Genomic DNA, 16,837 nt, shown 5'->3' with positions numbered 1-16,837 from the left:
CTCCGGAACGCGGCGGGCCGGCCGGGGCGACGTGACCGCGCGGCGCGGTGGGCGGACCGGTGGTGGAGGGCTGCACCTGGGCCCGAGCGGGGGGTGGCTGGGCCCAGGTGCGGGCCGGGTGGCGGGGCCTAGAGCGGCCGGGTCGGGTCGAGAGCTCTGAATGGGACAGTCCCGCCTCGCCCACCGGACATCCGGCCGCGGCCGGTGGTCGCTAAGCGGCGGCGGACCAGATGGCGCGGAAGGCGGCGGCCTCGCCGGCGAGCCAGCGTTCGATCTCGTCGGGCCGGGCGTTGTCGGGCATCCGGTGGGTGATGCCTCGACGCACGTCGACCAGGACCGGCTCGGCGTGCGGGAGAACGGCGTCCATGTGACGGGTGGTCAGGTGCAGTGCCGCCAGTGTCGCCTCCTCGCTGGGCGGGGCCTCGTCGAAGTGCAGGCGCACCGCCTCGGCGCGACCGTCGGCGTACCGGATGCCGAAGTGGGGGTTGATCTTGATGGGGAGGTCGCCGAGCATGGCCAGTGCGTCGCGGGTCTGGGCCAGGTCGACCCCGGCAGGCTCGCCGAGCGAGTGCAGCCACGCCGTCGCGCCGGGCACGAGCGCCTGGTAGAGCGGGCGCCACCGGGGCTTGACCACGTCGACCACCTGCGCGAGGTGGGTGCCGCCGGTGTGGAAGGCGATGTCGGCCTTGAGGGCCTTGACGAACTGGCCGTGCGGGTTGAACCCGGAGCGGCTCGCCCGCTGCCGGCGCAGGCCGCCGACGAAGCTGGCCTTGGTCGGCCCGGTGCGGTCGACGTATCGGGTGAAACCGAGGAGGGTGGCGTACGGCGTGAGGGGGGCGGAGATGGGCGCGGTCACGAGCATCCTCCCAGGTCAGGAACTCGATTAGTACATACATTCTAATCGACGGTCCTGACATCGCCCAGGGTACGAAAGGGGCCGCCCGGGCATCCCGGACGGCCTCTCGTACGAAAAATTTCAGAGCTGGCCGACGTCGGTGATCCGCACGACGGCGGCGCCCGCCTCGTCGGAGGCGGCCAGGTCGACCTCGGCGCTGATGCCCCAGTCGTGGTCGCCCTCCGGGTCGTCCAGGATCTGCCGCACCGTCCAGCGCTCCCGACCCTGCTCGATCATCAGCAGCGCCGGGCCGCGGGCGTCCGGGCCCGTCCCGATGCCGTCGTACGACTCGAAGTAGGGCTCCAGCGCGTCGGCCCAGGCGTCGGCGGGCCAACCGGAGTCCGCGTCCAACTCGCCCAGCGCGTCCCAGTGCCGTAGCGCGGCCAACTCCACCCGCCGGAACAGGGCGTTGCGCACCAGTACCCGGAACGCCCGCAGGTTGCGGGTCACCGCCGCCGGGCGGTCGTCCAGTGCGGCGGCCACCTCGGGCAGGTCGGTCGGGTTGCGCAGCCGCTCCCACTCGTCGATGAGGCTGGAGTCGACCTGGCGGACGAGCTCACCCAACCATTCGATCAGGTCGACAAGTTCCTCGGTCTTGGCCTCCTCGGGCACCGTCTGCCGCAGCGTCTTGTACGCGTCGGCCAGGTAGCGCAGCACCAGGCCCTCCGAGCGGGTCAGCCCGTAGAACTGCACGAACTCGGTGAAGGTCATCGCCCGCTCGTACATGTCCCGCACGACCGACTTGGGGGAGAGCTGGTGATCGGCCACCCAGGGGTGCCCGCGCCGGTACATCTCGTAGGCGTTCTCCAGCAGCTCGGCGAGCGGCTTGGGCCAGGTCACCTCGTCGAGCAGTTCGAGCCGGGCCTCGTACTCGATGCCCTCGGCCTTCATCGCGGCGACCGCCTCGCCGCGGGCCTTGAACTGTTGGGCGGAGAGCACCTGGCGCGGGTCGTCGAGGATCGACTCGATCACCGACAGCACATCCAGGGCGTACGACGGTGACTCGCTGTCCAGCAGCTCGATGGTGGCCAGCGCGAGCGGTGACAGCGGCTGGTTGAGCGCGAAGTCGAGTTGCAGGTCGACGGTGAGCCGGACCCGGCGCCCGGTCTCGTCCGGCTCGGGCAGTTCCTCGACCACGCCGCCGGCCCGCAACGCCCGGTAGATGGCGATGGCCCGGCGGATGTGCCGGCGCTGCGCCGCCGCGTCCTCGTGGTTGTCGGTGAGCAGGTGCCGCATGGCCGCGAACGCGTCGCCGGGGCGGCCGATGACGTTGAGCAGCATCGAGTGGCTGACCTGGAAGCTGGAGGTGAGCGGCTCCGGTTCGGCCTCCACCAGGCGGTCGAAGGTGGGCTTGCCCCAGCCGATGGAGCCCTCCGGGGGCTTCTTGCGGACCACCTTGCGCCGCTTCTTCGGGTCGTCACCGGCCTTGGCGAGCGCCTTCTCGTTCTCGATGACGTGTTCGGGCGCCTGTACGACGACCCGGCCGATGGTGTCGAAGCCGGCTCGTCCGGCCCGGCCGGCGATCTGGTGGAACTCGCGGGCCTTGAGCAGCCGGGTGCGTACCCCGTCGTACTTGGACAGGCCGGTGAACAGCACCGTGCGGATCGGCACGTTGATGCCGACGCCGAGGGTGTCCGTACCGCAGATGACCTTGAGCAGCCCGGCCTGGGCGAGGGTCTCCACCAGCCGGCGGTACTTGGGCAGCATCCCGGCGTGGTGCACACCGATGCCGTGCCGGACCAGTCGGGACAGGGTCTTGCCGAAGCCGGAGGTGAACCGGAACCCACCGATGGCAGCCGCGATCATGTCCTTCTCGGCCCGGGTGCAGACGTTGACGCTCATCAGCGCCTGGGCGCGTTCCAGGGCGGCGGCCTGGGTGAAGTGCACGACGTACACCGGGGCCTGCTTGGTCTCCAGCAGCTCCTCAAGGGTCTCGTGCAGCGGAGTCATCGCGTACGAGAAGAGCAGCGGGACCGGCCGCTCGGCCGAGCGGACGACGGCGGTCGGCCGGCCGGTACGCCGGGCCAGATCGTCGACGAACCGGGTGGTGTCGCCAAGCGTGGCCGACATCAGCACGAACTGCGCCTGCGGCAGCTCGATCAGCGGCACCTGCCAGGCCCAGCCCCGGTCGGGTTCGGCGTAGAAGTGGAACTCGTCCATGACCACCTGACCGACGTCGGCCCGGCTGCCCTCGCGTAGCGCCAGGTTGGCCAGGATCTCCGCGGTACAGCAGATGATCGGGGCGTCGGCGTTGACGCTGGCGTCGCCGGTAAGCATGCCGACGTTCTCGGCGCCGAAGACCTCACAGAGTGCGAAGAACTTCTCCGACACCAGCGCCTTGATCGGCGCGGTGTAGAAGGTCGTCCGGCTGTCGGCCAGGGCGGCGAAGTGCGCGGCGATGGCGACCAGGCTCTTGCCCGAGCCGGTCGGCGTATTCATGATCACGTTTGCCCCGGAGACGATCTCGATGACCGCCTCCTCCTGGTGGGGGTAGAGGTCCAGGCCGCGCTCGGACGCCCAACTGGCGAACGCGTCGTAGAGGGTGTCGGGGTCGGCGGTCTTCGGCAGCGCGGCGGTGAGTGTCATGGCCGGTCCATGGTGCCTGGATCACGCGCCGGGACGCCAACCGGGGAGGCCGGGCACCGGTCGTGGACGCCGGCCGGGGAGGGTCTGGCAGCGGGCGCGGGGGCCGGCTTGCCGTCGTCGCGCCACCTCAGCGGCGGCGGTAGATCAGGTCGGCGACCGGGCGGCCGGCGCGCAGCGCCCGCCGCTCGAACCGGGTCACCGGCCGGTACGCGGGCCGGGGAGCGTACCCGTCGTAGGCGTTGACCAGGCCCGGGTCGGCGTCAAGCGTCGCCCGCATCGACTCGGCGTACTCCGCCCAGTCGGTGGCGCAGTGCAGCGTGCCGCCGACAGCCAACCGGGAACGCAACCGCGCCACATGCGTCGGCTGGATCAGCCGCCGCTTGTGGTGGCGGGACTTCGGCCACGGGTCCGGGAAGAAGACGTGTACCGCGTCCAGCGAGGCGGCTGGCAGCAGATCGAGCAACTCCACGGCGTCGCCCTCGACGATCCGGACATTGCCCAGGTCACGAAGGTGGACCAGGTCCAGCAGGTTCGCGATTCCCGGGGTGTGCACCTCGATCGCCAGATAATCTCGATCCGGGTCGGCGGCGGCCATCTCGGCGGTCGTGTCGCCCATGCCGGAGCCGATCTCGACCACCAGTGGGGCCCGGCGGCCGAACAGGCCGACGGGGTCGAACGGGTCGACGTCGGCGACGCGCAGCCCGTACCGGGGCCAGAGCTGTTCCAACGCCGCCACCTGCCGGCCGCTCATCCGGCCGCGACGCGGGTGGTAGGTGCGAATGGCCCGCGCCAGGTGCGGCGCGGCGACGGCGGGAGTCGGGTCGGTGGAGGTCACAACGCACCGAGCCTACGCGAGCACCGCGCCGGACCGGATGTGATGTACGCCCGGTGGTGAGACCATCATCGGGAAAGGCAGGACCGGGTGTCCGGCAGTGCCCGGCGACCGCACCGGCGCACCGGGAGGGGGCATCGTGTCAGCAGCGACCCAGACTCGTCCGGCCCTGTCCGCTGCTCCGCTGCGTACTCTCGTGGCCTTCGCTCCGCTGCTCGTGATCGCCCTGGCCACCCCGCTGCTGACGGCGGCACCGGCCGTGGCGGCGCCCGTCCGGGCCGTCGTCGCGCCGCTCGTCGCCGGGCAACCCGGCGGTGGGCAACCCGGTGCCCCCGCGGGCGCACCGCAGCCGGGCCCGACCGTGTTCGTGGAGGTCTCGCCGAGCATGGTGGAACCGGGCCATCTGGTCGGGCTCCGGGCCAGCTGCCACGACAACTCGGTGGGCGCCATCGTCGTCTCGGACGCGTTCGGCCGGGTCGCCGTGCAGCCGCAGCGTGGGCTGCTGACCGGCACGGCGATGGTCAAGGAGCGGGTGCTCCCCGGCAACTACCGGGTCAAGCTGGAATGCCGGGGCGGCGAGACCGCGTCCACCATGATCCAGGTCGTACGCCAGATGAAGCCCAGTCGAGGGCCGGCGACCGGATTCGGCGGTGGTGCCGGCAACATCAGCGCCAGTCTGCTGCTCCCCGGCGGTCTGGCGCTGACCGTCACCGGCATGGTCCTCTGGGTCACCGCGACCCGCCGTCGCGGCAGCCGACGGTGAGCCGCCATGACCGCCGCCCGCACACCTCGCCCCACAAACGTCACCGGTACGCCGGCACGCACCGGCTCCGGCCGGGCCACCCCGCGAACCGGCTCCGGCCTACCGGCCCGCCCCACCGGTAGCCCACCCCGCCCCAGCTATCGACCCGACCTGTTCGTACCCTCGGCGAGCCCGCCACCGGCCCCCGACGACCGTTCGGGCATGCCCCGGAACGACGACCGTTCGGGCCCCGGTTCCATGCCGCGTAACGGCGACCGTTCGGTGGGCCCCGACTCGATGCGGCCTCCGCAGGGTCGGGCGGCCGTGCCGGACACCACCTCCCGTCGCGCTCGTGCCGCGGCACCGTTCACCGATCGACGCCGTGCACCACGCAGTGCCGGCGGGTCCGGCCGCGCGGCGCACTCCGGGCGCAGTCCGTGGTCGCTGCCGCTCGCGGTGGTGCTCGTGCTGGCCGGCGTGTTCGCCACCGGTGCCGGCCTCGGGCACACCGTCGGAGGACCCCTCGACTGGACCGCCACCGGCGGTGAAGGTGGCTCCGGCGGAGCGTCGACGGTATCCGCCGGGCGTACCGCCGCGCGGCCGGTGAGCCTGTCCATCCCGTCGATCGACGTCTCGGCACCGGTGAAGCCGGTCGGCGACGCACCGGACGGCTCGATCGCCGTGCCGCCCCTGAGTCGGCACGAGGAAACCGGGTGGTACGACCGTGGACCGGTGCCGGGAGACCCGGGGCCGGCGGTCATCGTCGGACACGTGGACACCAGGAGCGGCCCGTCGGTCTTCTACAACCTGGGCAAACTGAAGGTGGGAGACACCGTCGAGGTGGCCCGGGAGGACGACTCGGTGGCCGTGTTCACCGTGAACTCGGTGGAACACTTCCCGAAGGAACGGCTGCCCGCCGACCGGGTCTACGGCCACGAGGGCCCGCCCGGCCTGCGGCTGATCACCTGCGGCGGCGAGTGGCTCGGCGGCGGCACCGGCTACGCCGACAACGTCATCGCCTTCGCCACCCTCACCACCACCCGTCCGTCCTGACCTGCCTGTCGCTACCGCTCCGAGCCAGCAGCGGTGAGCGGGCGGTCGGTCAGGGAACCTGCTGCACTACCTCGAATTCGAGGAGGCTGGCGCCGGAGGCGACGGGTGGCCGCCGCTCGGCTCCGGGCGGGGTGGCGTGGGCGGCTCGGGCGGGGCCGGCGGCCCAGTCCTGGTACGCCTGCTCGGTCTCCCACCGGGTGTAGACGAAGTAGCGGTTCTCGCCGGCCACCGGGCGCAGCAGTTCGAAGCCGAGGAAACCGGGGGAGTTCTCCACCGCGCGGGCGCGGGCGGCGAACCGCTTCTCCAACTCCTCGCCGGCACCGGGCGGGACGTCGATCGCGTTGATCTTCACGACTGCCATGGCTTCACCCTAGTACGGCGGCCACCGCCGGGAATCGTGGCCGCAGTACCGAGGCCGCGGGTGTGGCAGGGCCGTCACCTGCGAGGTGGCGGCCCTGCCACCCCACCGTCACCTGCCAGATAGCGGCCCTGCCCTGGCGGATCGGGCGGGTTACGGGAGTGGGCCGGCCTGCATCGTCATGGAGACCGTGCTGTTCGCGACCACCTTCGTCCCACCCGCTGGCGACTGGCTCGCCACCCACGCCGTCGGACTGGTCGACCCGGTGAAGACGGGCACCAGACCGGCGGCCCGTACGGCCTGGTCGGCCTGCTGGCGCAGCCTCTCGCGGACGTTCGGGACGGTCTTGTCCAGCGGCAGGTCCACCGTGAGGGCGACACTGCACGAGGAGGTGGCGTTGAAGGTGGACAGGCCGATGAGATGGCCGCCGGCGTAGAAGCCCTGATCCGGAGGAAGGTTCAGCGGCGGCGGGACGAGGTTGTTGGGGATGCGGCCGGGCAGATCGGGCCACAGCTCCGGCGGCAGGTACCTGGCGAAGAACATGACGAGCAGGTCGTCGGTGGCGATGCCGACGTGTGGGCAGAGCCCGCTGCTCGTCCGGCAGGGCACATTCTGGTTGTACGGGAAGTAGTCGTAGTGGTCGGCCCCGCTGTAGACGGCCCGGTGCCGGGGTTTGGCGATGGCGTTCCAGGTCGGGGCGTCGAGGGTGGCCTGGGGATCGTCGACTCCCCAGGTCAGCAGGCGGGGCACGGTGCCCTGGTGGATGGGCTTGGTGCCGTAGCCGGGCTGCCAGTCGTTCCACACCCCACTGAGCGAGGCGACGGCGGCGACCTGGATGCGGGTGGCGAGAATGCCGGCGTGCAACGCACCGTAGGAGTGGCCGGCGAGACCGGTCTTCGCGGCGGGAAGTAGCACGGACTTGCCGGGCCAGCCCTGTCGCATCCAGGTCACGGTGCTGGCGAGCACCTGCTGGGTGCCGGGGCTCTGCGCCGGGTGCACGTGGATGTTCGGCATCTCGGGTACGGCGACGATGTAACCGGACCGGGCCAGCGCCGCCGGGGTGCGCATCCAGCGCTGGTAGTGGTTGCTGTCCTGCTCGCAGTAGCCGTGGGCGAACACGATGAGCGGGTATTTGCCGCAGCCGCTGAGCAACTTCGCCGTGTTCGGGGTGGGATCGATGCTCGGATGGAACACCCGCACCCGGCTGGGCGCGCCGTCGGTCGGCCCGTATTCGTGCCAGCCCCAGAAGACGGGGGCCAGGGCGCTGGGCTGCCAGCCGAGGGCGCAACTGGACGGTGGGGTGAGGGCGGCGGGTCGGATCTCGTCGGTCACGGGGTACTCCTCGCCGTGCGGACGTTCTGTCAGCGGCATTTCACGCACCGCTCAACCCAGCGTATTGTCGCAGTTCAGGCCCTGTCGCCTGGGTTCCGCCGTTCTGCCGTCGATCCGACAGAGCACAGTGGTCGGGCGCGGCGTGCGCTCAGAAGGACTCGACGGTGGGGATGAGGTCCGCGTCGACGACGATGGGGGCGTGGTCCGAGGGGCCCTTGCCCTTGCGGGCCTCCCGATCCACGTACGCCGACCGGACGGTACGGGCCAGCGGGGCCGAGGCGTACACCAGGTCGATGCGCATGCCCTTGTTCTGGTGGAACATGCCGGCCCGGTAGTCCCAGTAGGTGAACGGGTGCGGGCCCTTCATCGGGGTGGGCACCACATCGGTGAGACCGAGGTCGCGCAGCGCCGCCAGGGCGGCCCGCTCGGGCGGCGTGACGTGGGTGGAGTTGACGAACAGCGCCGGATCCCACACGTCGTCGTCGGTGGGTGCCACGTTGAAGTCACCGCAGACGGCCAGCGGCGCCCGGTTGGTCAGTTCGGTGTCCAGCGCGTCCCGCAGCGCCGCCAACCAGGCCAACTTGTACGCGTAGTGCGGGTCGTCGGGCGTGCGGCCGTTCGGCACGTACACCGACCAGACCCGCAGCCCGCCGCAGGTGGCCGAGATCGCCCGGGCCTCCGGCTCGGGGAAGCCGGGCTCGCCGGGAAACCCGACGGTGACGTCGGCCAGACCGACCCGGGACAGGATGGCGACCCCGTTCCACCGGCCGTCGCTGTGGCTGGCCACCGTGTACCCCAGCTCACCCACATCGGTCGCCGGGAAGGCGCCGTCCGGGCACTTGGTCTCCTGGAGGCACACCACGTCCGGCCCGGTGCCGGCCAGCCAGTCGAGCAGCCGGGGCAGCCGGGCCTTCACCGAGTTCACGTTCCACGTCGCCAGGCGCATGACGCCAGCCTGCCCCATCCCGGCCCGACCCGCGCGGCAGCCACGCTGCCCGCCGCCGACCGGGAGGTCGGTTGTCAGCCGCCGGGGGTGTCGTTGTTCGGGCGGGTCTGCTCGGCGAGGAAACGCTCCAATTCGGCGCCGAGTTCCTCGGCCGTGGGCAGCGGACCGTTCTCCGTGGCGAGCAGGTTCTTCTCACCCCGACCCCGGGCGTACGCGTCGTACTGCTCCTCAAGGGCCTGGACCAGGGTGCTGGCCTCGTCGCTCTGCGCGACCTGTCGGTCGATCTCCACCCGTACCACCTCGGCGGCCGAGCGCAGCCCGTCCCGGGGCAGCAGCAGCCCGGTGCTGCGGGACACCGACGCCAGCAGCACCTCGGCGGCGGCCGGGTACTCGGCCTGCGCCACGTAGTGCGGCACGTGCGCGGCGAAGCCCAGCGCGTCGCGGCCCGCCTCGCCGAGGCGGAACTCCAGCAGGTGGCCGACGCTGCCGGGGACCTGCACCCGTTGCAGCCACGGTTCGTAGCCGGCGATCAGGTCACGCCGGGTGGCGTGCGCGGTCACGCCGGTCGGCCGGGTGTGCGGTACCGCCATCGGGATCGCGTTGAGCCCGACGGTAAGCCGTACGTCAAGCCGGGCGGCGAGCCCGGCGACGGCGGCGGTGAACCGTTCCCACTGCAGGTCGGGCTCCGGCCCGGTGAGCAGCAGGAAGGGGGTCTCGTCGTCGTCGTGGAGCAGGTGCAGCTCCAACTCCGGGTCGTCGTAGCTCTCCCAGTGGTCCTCGACGAAGGTCATCACCGGGCGGCGGGAGCGGTAGTCGAAGAGCTGGTCCAGGTCGAACCGGGCGATCGGGCGGGACTCCAGCGATGTGAGCAGCTGTTCGCGGGCGAGCCGGCTCGCGTTACCGGCGTCGACGAAACCGGTGAGCGCCTGGATCAGGACCGGCTGACCGAGGTCGGGCAGATCGTCGGTGAGTTCGTAGAGCTCGTGTGGGTCGAGCACCGGTGCGGCCTCCCTGCATGTGCGTAACGGGGCCACCGGATTGACGGTGCCCCGATCGCAGAACGTACCTGCCATCCTCGTGCATTCCTGTCGCGCCGGTCCGGCCGGCCCGGCGTCGCCGTGCGATCGGCCGACGGTACGCCGTTGCCCCGGCGGGGTACACATGGATGCGCGCCACCGAAAGGAGAGGTGATGAGCGATCCCGTGCCTGCCGAGGGCCAACCGGTCACCCCGGCCCCGTCGACGCCGGGCAGCCGGGTCGTCGAGGCGCCGCCGGCCACGCTGTGGGACCGGATGCGCCAGGATCCGCAGTACGCTCCCGAGCACCTCGCGCTCGAGGCGGTGCGCCGGCTCGGCCCGGAGGCAGCGCAGTGGGCGCAGCGGATCCGGGCCGCGCAGCCCGGGATCAGCGCCGAGACCCTGGCGGAGCAGGCGGTACGTCGGTTCGTCAACCAGGCCCGGCTCTCCGGGGCCGTCTCCGGTGCGGCCGGGCTGCCCGGTGCGGTGATCGACGTCGGCGTGCTGGCCTGGACCCAGTCCCGCATGGTCCTGCACGTGGCCGCCGCATACGGTGCTGACCCGACGCATTCCGACCGCGCCACCGACCTGCTGGTGCTCCAGAAGGTGCACAAGGCCGCTGCGAGCGCCCGGGTGGCGCTGGGGGTGGCGGCCGGGCGCGAGCGGGCGGGCGCGCTGTTCGGCGGGGGCGGGCAGGCACCGCTCGGCCGGGTGATGCTGCACCTCGGGGTCCGGCTCGCCCAGATGGCCGGGGTGCGCGCGGCGAAACGGCTCTTCGCCAAGGTGGTCCCCGGAGCGGCGATCATCCTCGGCACCTGGGCGAACTCCTCGGCCACCAAGAAACTGGCCGAGCGTTCCCGGGCGCTCTACCGCCAGCACGGCGACGCCCGGATCCCGTTGCCCCGTCATCCCGATGAGGCGGGCGATCAGTCGGCGTAGCCGGAGGCACGCCAGGTCACCTCGGCGAGGCGGGACTGACCGGCCGTGTTGGGGTGGAAGTAGTCCAGCGGGTTGACCAGGTCCAGGTCGAAGCGGACCCGGTGCGCGGCGCCGCCGTCGTAGCGGCATCGGGAGCCGTAGGCCCGGCAGGCCGCCTTCAGTTGACTGTTGTACGCGGCGACCCGTTCCCGGAACGCCGCCCGGCGGCTCCGATCCGCCGGTGCGGTCGACGTCGCCTCGGCCAGCAGCGCCGGACACACGCCCCGCCGCCAGGCGCGCACCGCCCGGGGCTCGTCGTGGCCGACCTCCCAGAGCCGGTACAGGTTCGGAATGCTGACGACCAGGACGCGGGCCTTCGGCCGCCCCTCGCGCAGCACCCGCAGCCCTCGGTTGATCTCGGCCCGGAAGTCGGCCACCGGGGTCATCGCGTCGATCGTGGTGCGGCAGGCGTCGTTGGCGCCGACCAGCACCGTGACGTAGTCGGCGCGGTCGCGTACCGCCGCCTCCGCCTGGCCGGCCAGCGCGGCGGCCCGAGCCCCCGCCCGGGCGTGGTTGTGCGCCTTGCCGCGCAGGCCCGGGTTCCGGTCGAGCAGCCGACGGTAGTGGCTGTCGACCCGCAGTCCGTCCCCCGTCGACCAGGAGTTGCGCTGGCACGAGGTGAGGACCAGGCAGGACCCGAAGCCGGTGGTGATCGAGTCACCGAGGGCGGCGACGACACGGGGAGAGCCGGGCTGGGCCGTGCCCCCCGACGGTCGCGGTGCCGCGTCCCCACCCGCCTCGCAGGCCAACGCGACGAGTGCGAGCAGGCAGACGGCGGCGGTGGTCCAACGTCCAGGCATTACTTCCCCAGCCTCACAGCGCAGAGCGATGGCACGATGACTCTACGCGCGTGGACTGGGCTGGTCCTGCGCTGCTGTCGGGGATGCGGCAGTGCCCTGTCGCGTCCCGGGCCGACATGCTAAGTGGGCTCGGCCGCCGCCTACCTGTGCCAGGGCGCCCGCTGGCCGTGCAGCCACCAGTGCAGCGCCCGGGTGATCCGCGGCAATACCAGGTAGGTCATCAGCGGGGTCAGGGTGAGCGTCATGACCAGCACCCGCGCCGGAGTCGGCAGCCCCGGCAGGAACTGGCCGGTCAGCAGCGTGGCGGTCAGGCTGAGCGGGAAGAACGCCAGCCAGATCGTCACCGCCTGCTTCCAGCGCGGGGGCGACGGCGGCACGGTCGGTTCCGCGTCCAGCGGCTCGACGGCCGCCGCGTGCGGCGGGTCGAACCAGCCCTCGATGCCGGTCCGCCGCTCGACGTGGGTGTGCTCCACGATGCCCTGCGCCGACGTCAGCCACCAGTGTCGCTGCGGCGATTCCTCCCAGCGGCGCAGGGTGTCCGGGTCGGCGAACCGGTACAGCATGTGCCAGTCGCCGGATCCGGGGGCGCGGCGCACCCAACCCGCGCCCAGGAAACCCGGGAACGCCTCGGCCAGCGCCGTGCCGGCCCGCATCCACGCCACCATCTCGTCGGTACGGGCGGGGTCGGCTCGGCGGGCGACGGCGACGGTCACCGGCTCGGCGTGGCTCACGGTCATGCGTCCATGGTCCCCGCCGACGCCCGGAAAGGCCGGGTCCGGCCTGACCGGTGTAACGCAACGCACGGCGGTGCCAAGAGGCGCGGCAGTTCCGCAATGCACGGGCCGTTCCGCAACCCGTGGTGTCGGGGCCTTGCTGGCCGGCCGGGCTTTGTCACAGGCGACTGCTCGACTGATCCCATGACGAACCAGGACATGATTCTTGTGCTCGGCGCCACCGGTACGACCGGTCGGCGGGTGGTCCGCCGGCTGCGGGACGCCGGTCACCCGGTCCGATCCGCCTCCCGCTCCGGGGAGCCGCGGTTCGACTGGACCGATCCGAGTTCCTGGCGCACCGCCGTGACCGGGGTCACCGCGATGTACCTGATGGCTCCGCACGACCGACCGATCGAGTCCGATTTCGTCCGGCTGGCGGTGGAGCAGGGAGTGCGCCGCCTGGTGCTGCTCTCCAGCCGGGCGATCGAGGCGATGGGTGACGAGCGACTGATGGCCGCGGAGGAGACGGTACGCACCAGCGGCGCGCAGTGGACGATCCTGCGCCCCGACTGGTTCGACCAGAACTTCGACGAGGGCTTCTTCCGGGAGGCCGTGCTCGCCGGGGAGATCGCCGTGCCGGTGGGCGACGCCCGCCAGTGCTTCGTCGACACGGACGACATCGCCGACGTCGCGGTCGCCGCCCTCACCGGTGCCGGACACGCCGGCCGGACGTACGAGATCACCGGCCCGGACGCGCTCTCCTTCGGCGAGGCTGCGGAGATCCTCACCGAGAGGGTCGGCCGGCCGGTGCGTCATCTCGGTACGGCCGACGACTACCGGGCGGTGATGCTCGCACTGGGTGTGCCGGCCGAGCAGGTGGCGGGCGAGATCGCCGCGTTCGGGGCGCTCCGTGACCTGGGCGACGGCCAGCCGACCGGGACGGTCCGGCAGGTCACCGGCCACGACCCGACGAGCTTCGCCGCGTACGCCGCCGAGGCGGCCGCCCGCGGCGCCTGGGCTTCCTGACTGGCCGCGGCGGCCCGCCCCGCCATCGCGGCGGGGCGGAAAGGGCGCAGGCGACGGTTAGCTCTGGCGGCGCGGGGTAGGTGGGGGTGATGACGAGATCACAGCCCCGGCGTGCCCGTGGCACGGTCGGTCACGCGTACAGCGCACTGAACCTGCGGCTGGCGTTGGCCAGCTTCGGGCTCGTCACCATGACCGTTTTCGCGGTGTTGGCGTTCCGTGCCGACGTGGCCTGGTTGGGTGTCGTCTGCGCCGTCTTCGCGGTGGTTGCCGTGGTCGACCTGATCATCATTCAACGTCGTCGCGCCGCCCGCCGCCGGGAGGAGCCCGGCGCGCGGCACTCGCTCTTCGAGTGACGGGAGAAGCCCTGATGACCATCGCCACCACCAATCCGGTCAACGGCCAGGTGCTCAAGACGTACGAGGCGATGTCCGACGAGCAGATCGACGGCGCGATCGAGCGGACCGACCTGGCGTACCGGCAGCTGCGCGGCACCACGATCGAGCAGCGCGGGCGGTGGCTGACCGCGGCGGCCGACCTGCTGGAGGCGGAACGGGACGACACCGCCCGGCTGATGACCACCGAGATGGGCAAGACGCTCGCCGCCGCCAAGGCCGAGGTCACCAAGTGCGCCGCCGCCTGCCGCTTCTACGCCGGCCGGGCGGCGGAGTTCCTCGCCGACGAGCCGGCCGACCCCGAGGCGGTCTCGGCGACTCGGGCGTTCGTCCGCTACCAGCCGATCGGTCCGGTGCTGGCGGTGATGCCGTGGAACTTTCCCCTCTGGCAGGTGATGCGTTTCGCCGCGCCGGCCCTGATGGCCGGCAACACCGGCCTGCTCAAGCACGCCTCGAACGTGCCGCAGACCGCGCTGCTGCTGGAAGACCTGTTCCGGCGGGCCGGCTTCCCCGAGGGTGCGTTCACCACCCTGCTGGTCGGCTCCGAGGCGGTGGACCGGATCCTGAGCGATCCCCGGGTACGCGCCGCCACGCTGACCGGCAGCGAGGTCGCCGGCCGGTCGATCGCGCAGATCGCCGGCCGGGAGCTGAAGAAGACGGTGCTGGAGCTGGGTGGCAGCGACCCGTTCGTGGTGATGCCCTCCGCCGACGTGGAACTGGCCGCGCAGGTGGCCACCACCGCCCGCTGTCAGAACAACGGCCAGTCCTGCATCGCGGCCAAGCGGTTCATCGTGCACACCGACGTCTACGACGCCTTCGCCGAGGCGTTCGCGCATCGCATGTCGGCGCTGCGGGTGGGTGACCCGATGGACGACGACACCGATGTCGGCCCGCTGGCCTCCGAGCGGGGCCGCGACGAGGTCGACGCGCAGGTCCGTGACGCCGTCGACAAGGGAGCGACGGTGCTCTGTGGTGGGGAGAAGCCGACCGGGGCGGGCTGGTTCTACCCACCGACTGTGGTGACGGATCTGCACCCGGGCATGCGGATGTGGGCCGAGGAGGTGTTCGGGCCGGTCGCCGGGCTGTACCGGGTCTCGTCGTACGACGAGGCGATCGAGTTGGCCAACGGCACCAGCTTCGGGCTCGGCTCGAACGCCTGGACGCGCGACCCGCAGGAGCAGCAGCGGTTCGCCACCGACCTGGAGGCCGGGGCTGTCTTCATCAACGGGATGACGACGTCCTACCCGGAGCTGCCCTTCGGCGGGGTCAAGAACTCCGGCTACGGCCGGGAACTCTCCGCCCAGGGCATGCACGAGTTCTGCAACGTCAAGACGGTCTGGGTGGGGGAGGGCGCGGCCACTGCCGGCGCCGGCAGCCACTCCGAGTAGCTGCTGCTTACTCCTGCCGCCGGGTGGGTAGTGAAGCGCGGCATGACGGCGATCGCGTTTCACGCTTCCCACGAGCAGATCCACCCGCGTGAGCTGCTGGCGGCGGTGGTCCACGCCGAGCAGGTCGGCTTCGACGCCGCCATGTGTTCCGACCACTTCGCCCCCTGGAGCGAGCGTCAGGGCCACTCCGGATTCGCCTGGTCCTGGCTCGGGTCGGCGTTGCAGGCCACCGGCCTGTCGTTCGGGGTGGTCAACGCGCCGGGGCAGCGCTACCACCCGGCGATCATCGCGCAGGCGATCGGCACACTCGCCGCCATGTATCCGGGCCGGTTCTGGGCGGCCCTGGGCTCCGGGGAAGCCGCCAACGAGCACATCACCGGCGACGCGTGGCCGCGCAAGGACGTACGCAACGCCCGGCTGCGCGAGTGCGTGGACGTCATCCGCGCCCTGCTGGCCGGCGAGGAGGTCAGCCACGACGGCCTGGTCCGGGTCGACCGGGCGAAGCTGTGGAGCCGCCCGGAGCAGCCACCGGCGTTGGTCGGGGCCGCCGTCAGCGTCGCCACCGCCCGCTGGTGTGCCGAGTGGGCGGACGGCCTGATCACGGTCAACGCGCCGACCGACCACCTGCGTCGCATGATCGACGCCTACCGGGAGGCCGGAGGTCGTGGACCGGTGCACCTTCAGGTGCACCTGAGCTGGGCGCCCGCCCAGGCCGAGGCCGAGGCGATCGCCTACGACCAGTGGCGCAGCAACGTCTTCGCGCCGCCGGTCTGCTGGGACCTGACCACCCCGGAGCACTTCGACGTGGTCTCCGCCGAGGTGCCGATGGCCCGGCTCGCCGAGGTGGTCAACATCTCCGCCGACCTGGGCCGGCACGTGGCCTGGCTGGAGGAGTACGTGGCGCTCGGCTTCGACCAGATCGCCCTCCACCACGTAGGTCAAGACCAACGTCCCTTCCTCGACACCTTCGCCGACCAGGTCCTCCCCAAACTCCGCCCCTGACCCCCGGGCACGCCGCGTTGATCATGAGGTTAGCGGTACTTCGAAGATCGATAACTGCCGCTAACCTCATGATCAACCTGGTCAGTGGGTGGGTCGGAGGCGGCGGGTGAGGAGTTGGCCGGGCCAGGGGAGACGGTTGGGGCGGTCGACCGTGAACGGGGCGGTGGGGGTGAAGCCCTGGCGTTCGTACCAGCGCATCAGGGCACCGTCGTCGCCGGCGTAGCAGTCCACCCGCAACAGCCCGACCCCGCGTTCGTGGGCCAGGTCGGCGGCGTGCGCCAGCAGCCGCCCACCGATTCCCCGCCCGGCGTACGCCCGGTCGGTGACCAGCAGGTTGACGTACAGCTCCGGCTCGGTCGCGGGTGGCACGTACTCGGTGGCCGTACCCACGACCAGCGCGCCGACCGGACGGTCTTCCGCCTGGGCCAGCCACAGCCCGCCACCGGTGGCCCACGCCTCGGCCTGGGCGATCCGACGGGGATCCGTCGAGGCGGGCTCGGTGCCCCACTGCCCGCTCCGACCCCGCGCTACCAGCCAGGCGGTCGCGTCGTCGAGCAGCCGCAGCACCGCCCCCGCGTCCGCCGGACCACCACTGCGCAGCACCACCCCGCCGAGATCACCCACGCCCCCATCCTGCCGCACGGTGCCGACCCCGCCACCCGTGCCAGATGACCAAGAAGTTCTGGTCCGAATCCGTCACGGATCCGGACCAGAACTTCTTGATCACTTCATCGGGGTGGGGGCCGGGTGGGGTGCCGGTCGCCGACGGCACCCCACC

The 16,837-nt window shown here is 72.0% G+C and carries 17 protein-coding genes; 7 read left to right on the top strand and 10 right to left on the bottom strand.

Translation table 11 applies throughout. The annotated features are described in order from the left end of the window. Positions 1–211: 211 nt before the first annotated feature. From ACFY2A_RS03895 to trmB, 3 genes are all read right to left on the bottom strand, one after another. Positions 212–856, bottom strand: coding sequence for a hypothetical protein (locus ACFY2A_RS03895; RefSeq protein ID WP_387168038.1), 645 nt, complete (start codon positions 854–856; stop codon positions 212–214). A gap of 120 nt (positions 857–976) precedes the next feature. Then, complete coding sequence (locus ACFY2A_RS03890) at positions 977–3,481, bottom strand: DEAD/DEAH box helicase (RefSeq protein ID WP_387168035.1); 2,505 nt, start codon at positions 3,479–3,481, stop codon at positions 977–979. A 127-nt stretch (positions 3,482–3,608) separates the two neighbouring features. Continuing rightward, positions 3,609–4,316 carry a tRNA (guanosine(46)-N7)-methyltransferase TrmB gene (trmB, locus tag ACFY2A_RS03885; RefSeq protein WP_387168033.1) on the bottom strand — a complete coding sequence of 236 codons (708 nt, stop codon included), beginning with the start codon at positions 4,314–4,316 and terminating at the stop codon, positions 3,609–3,611. Positions 4,317–4,452: 136 nt separating this feature from the next. On the opposite strand from trmB, the gene ACFY2A_RS03880 reads away from it, so the two are divergent. Beyond that, a complete protein-coding gene (locus tag ACFY2A_RS03880; protein WP_387168030.1) occupies positions 4,453–5,076 on the top strand; it encodes a hypothetical protein in 624 nt (207 codons plus the stop codon). 237 nt (positions 5,077–5,313) lie between these two features. Further along, the gene (locus ACFY2A_RS03875) at positions 5,314–6,108 is read left to right on the top strand and encodes a class F sortase (protein WP_387168563.1); all 795 of its coding nucleotides are present in this window, start codon (positions 5,314–5,316) and stop codon (positions 6,106–6,108) included. A gap of 49 nt (positions 6,109–6,157) precedes the next feature. On the opposite strand, the gene ACFY2A_RS03870 is transcribed toward ACFY2A_RS03875, so the two are convergent. From ACFY2A_RS03870 to ACFY2A_RS03855, 4 genes are all read right to left on the bottom strand, one after another. Next, a complete protein-coding gene (locus ACFY2A_RS03870; RefSeq protein ID WP_387168027.1) occupies positions 6,158–6,469 on the bottom strand; it encodes an antibiotic biosynthesis monooxygenase family protein in 312 nt (103 codons plus the stop codon). Between the two features lie 150 nt (positions 6,470–6,619). Continuing rightward, positions 6,620–7,798: a PASTA domain-containing protein gene (locus ACFY2A_RS03865; RefSeq protein ID WP_387168024.1), complete on the bottom strand. Its 1,179-nt coding sequence runs from the start codon at positions 7,796–7,798 to the stop codon at positions 6,620–6,622. Between the two features lie 148 nt (positions 7,799–7,946). Then, positions 7,947–8,744 (bottom strand): exodeoxyribonuclease III, encoded by a 798-nt coding sequence (locus ACFY2A_RS03860; protein ID WP_387168021.1) that lies wholly within the window; start codon positions 8,742–8,744, stop codon positions 7,947–7,949. Between the two features lie 74 nt (positions 8,745–8,818). Next, a complete protein-coding gene (locus ACFY2A_RS03855; protein WP_387168018.1) occupies positions 8,819–9,742 on the bottom strand; it encodes a proteasome assembly chaperone family protein in 924 nt (307 codons plus the stop codon). 192 nt (positions 9,743–9,934) lie between these two features. On the opposite strand from ACFY2A_RS03855, the gene ACFY2A_RS03850 reads away from it, so the two are divergent. Then, positions 9,935–10,699 (top strand): EcsC family protein, encoded by a 765-nt coding sequence (locus ACFY2A_RS03850; RefSeq protein ID WP_387168015.1) that lies wholly within the window; start codon positions 9,935–9,937, stop codon positions 10,697–10,699. Here the strand turns inward: ACFY2A_RS03850 and ACFY2A_RS03845 are convergent. Then, positions 10,687–11,538 (bottom strand): GDSL-type esterase/lipase family protein, encoded by an 852-nt coding sequence (locus ACFY2A_RS03845; protein ID WP_387168012.1) that lies wholly within the window; start codon positions 11,536–11,538, stop codon positions 10,687–10,689. The genes ACFY2A_RS03850 and ACFY2A_RS03845 overlap by 13 nt on opposite strands. Before the next feature lie 140 nt (positions 11,539–11,678). After that, positions 11,679–12,275: an antibiotic biosynthesis monooxygenase gene (locus ACFY2A_RS03840; protein WP_363918981.1), complete on the bottom strand. Its 597-nt coding sequence runs from the start codon at positions 12,273–12,275 to the stop codon at positions 11,679–11,681. Positions 12,276–12,455: 180 nt separating this feature from the next. Here ACFY2A_RS03840 and ACFY2A_RS03835 point away from each other — a divergent pair, with 180 nt between their 5' ends. The 4 genes from ACFY2A_RS03835 to ACFY2A_RS03820 all read left to right on the top strand — a co-directional run bounded on the left by ACFY2A_RS03835 (position 12,456) and on the right by ACFY2A_RS03820 (position 16,059). Next, positions 12,456–13,277 (top strand): NAD(P)H-binding protein, encoded by an 822-nt coding sequence (locus ACFY2A_RS03835; protein WP_387168008.1) that lies wholly within the window; start codon positions 12,456–12,458, stop codon positions 13,275–13,277. Between the two features lie 89 nt (positions 13,278–13,366). Next, entirely contained in the window at positions 13,367–13,630 is a 264-nt protein-coding gene (locus ACFY2A_RS03830; RefSeq protein WP_210935265.1) for a DUF6343 family protein, read from the top strand. A 14-nt stretch (positions 13,631–13,644) separates the two neighbouring features. After that, the gene (locus ACFY2A_RS03825; RefSeq protein WP_387168005.1) at positions 13,645–15,057 is read left to right on the top strand and encodes an NADP-dependent succinic semialdehyde dehydrogenase; all 1,413 of its coding nucleotides are present in this window, start codon (positions 13,645–13,647) and stop codon (positions 15,055–15,057) included. Positions 15,058–15,099: 42 nt separating this feature from the next. Further along, positions 15,100–16,059, top strand: a complete 960-nt coding sequence (locus ACFY2A_RS03820) for a TIGR03885 family FMN-dependent LLM class oxidoreductase (protein ID WP_363918974.1) — start codon at positions 15,100–15,102, stop codon at positions 16,057–16,059. A gap of 81 nt (positions 16,060–16,140) precedes the next feature. Here ACFY2A_RS03820 and ACFY2A_RS03815 read toward each other — a convergent pair whose 3' ends face one another. After that, positions 16,141–16,683 (bottom strand): GNAT family N-acetyltransferase, encoded by a 543-nt coding sequence (locus ACFY2A_RS03815; RefSeq protein WP_387168002.1) that lies wholly within the window; start codon positions 16,681–16,683, stop codon positions 16,141–16,143. Between the last annotated feature and the right edge of the window lie 154 nt (positions 16,684–16,837).

This window comes from Micromonospora sp. NPDC000442 (genome assembly GCF_042898635.1).
Taxonomy (GTDB): Bacteria; Actinomycetota; Actinomycetes; order Mycobacteriales; family Micromonosporaceae; genus Micromonospora.
This window is presented reverse-complemented; position numbering and strand designations above follow the sequence as displayed.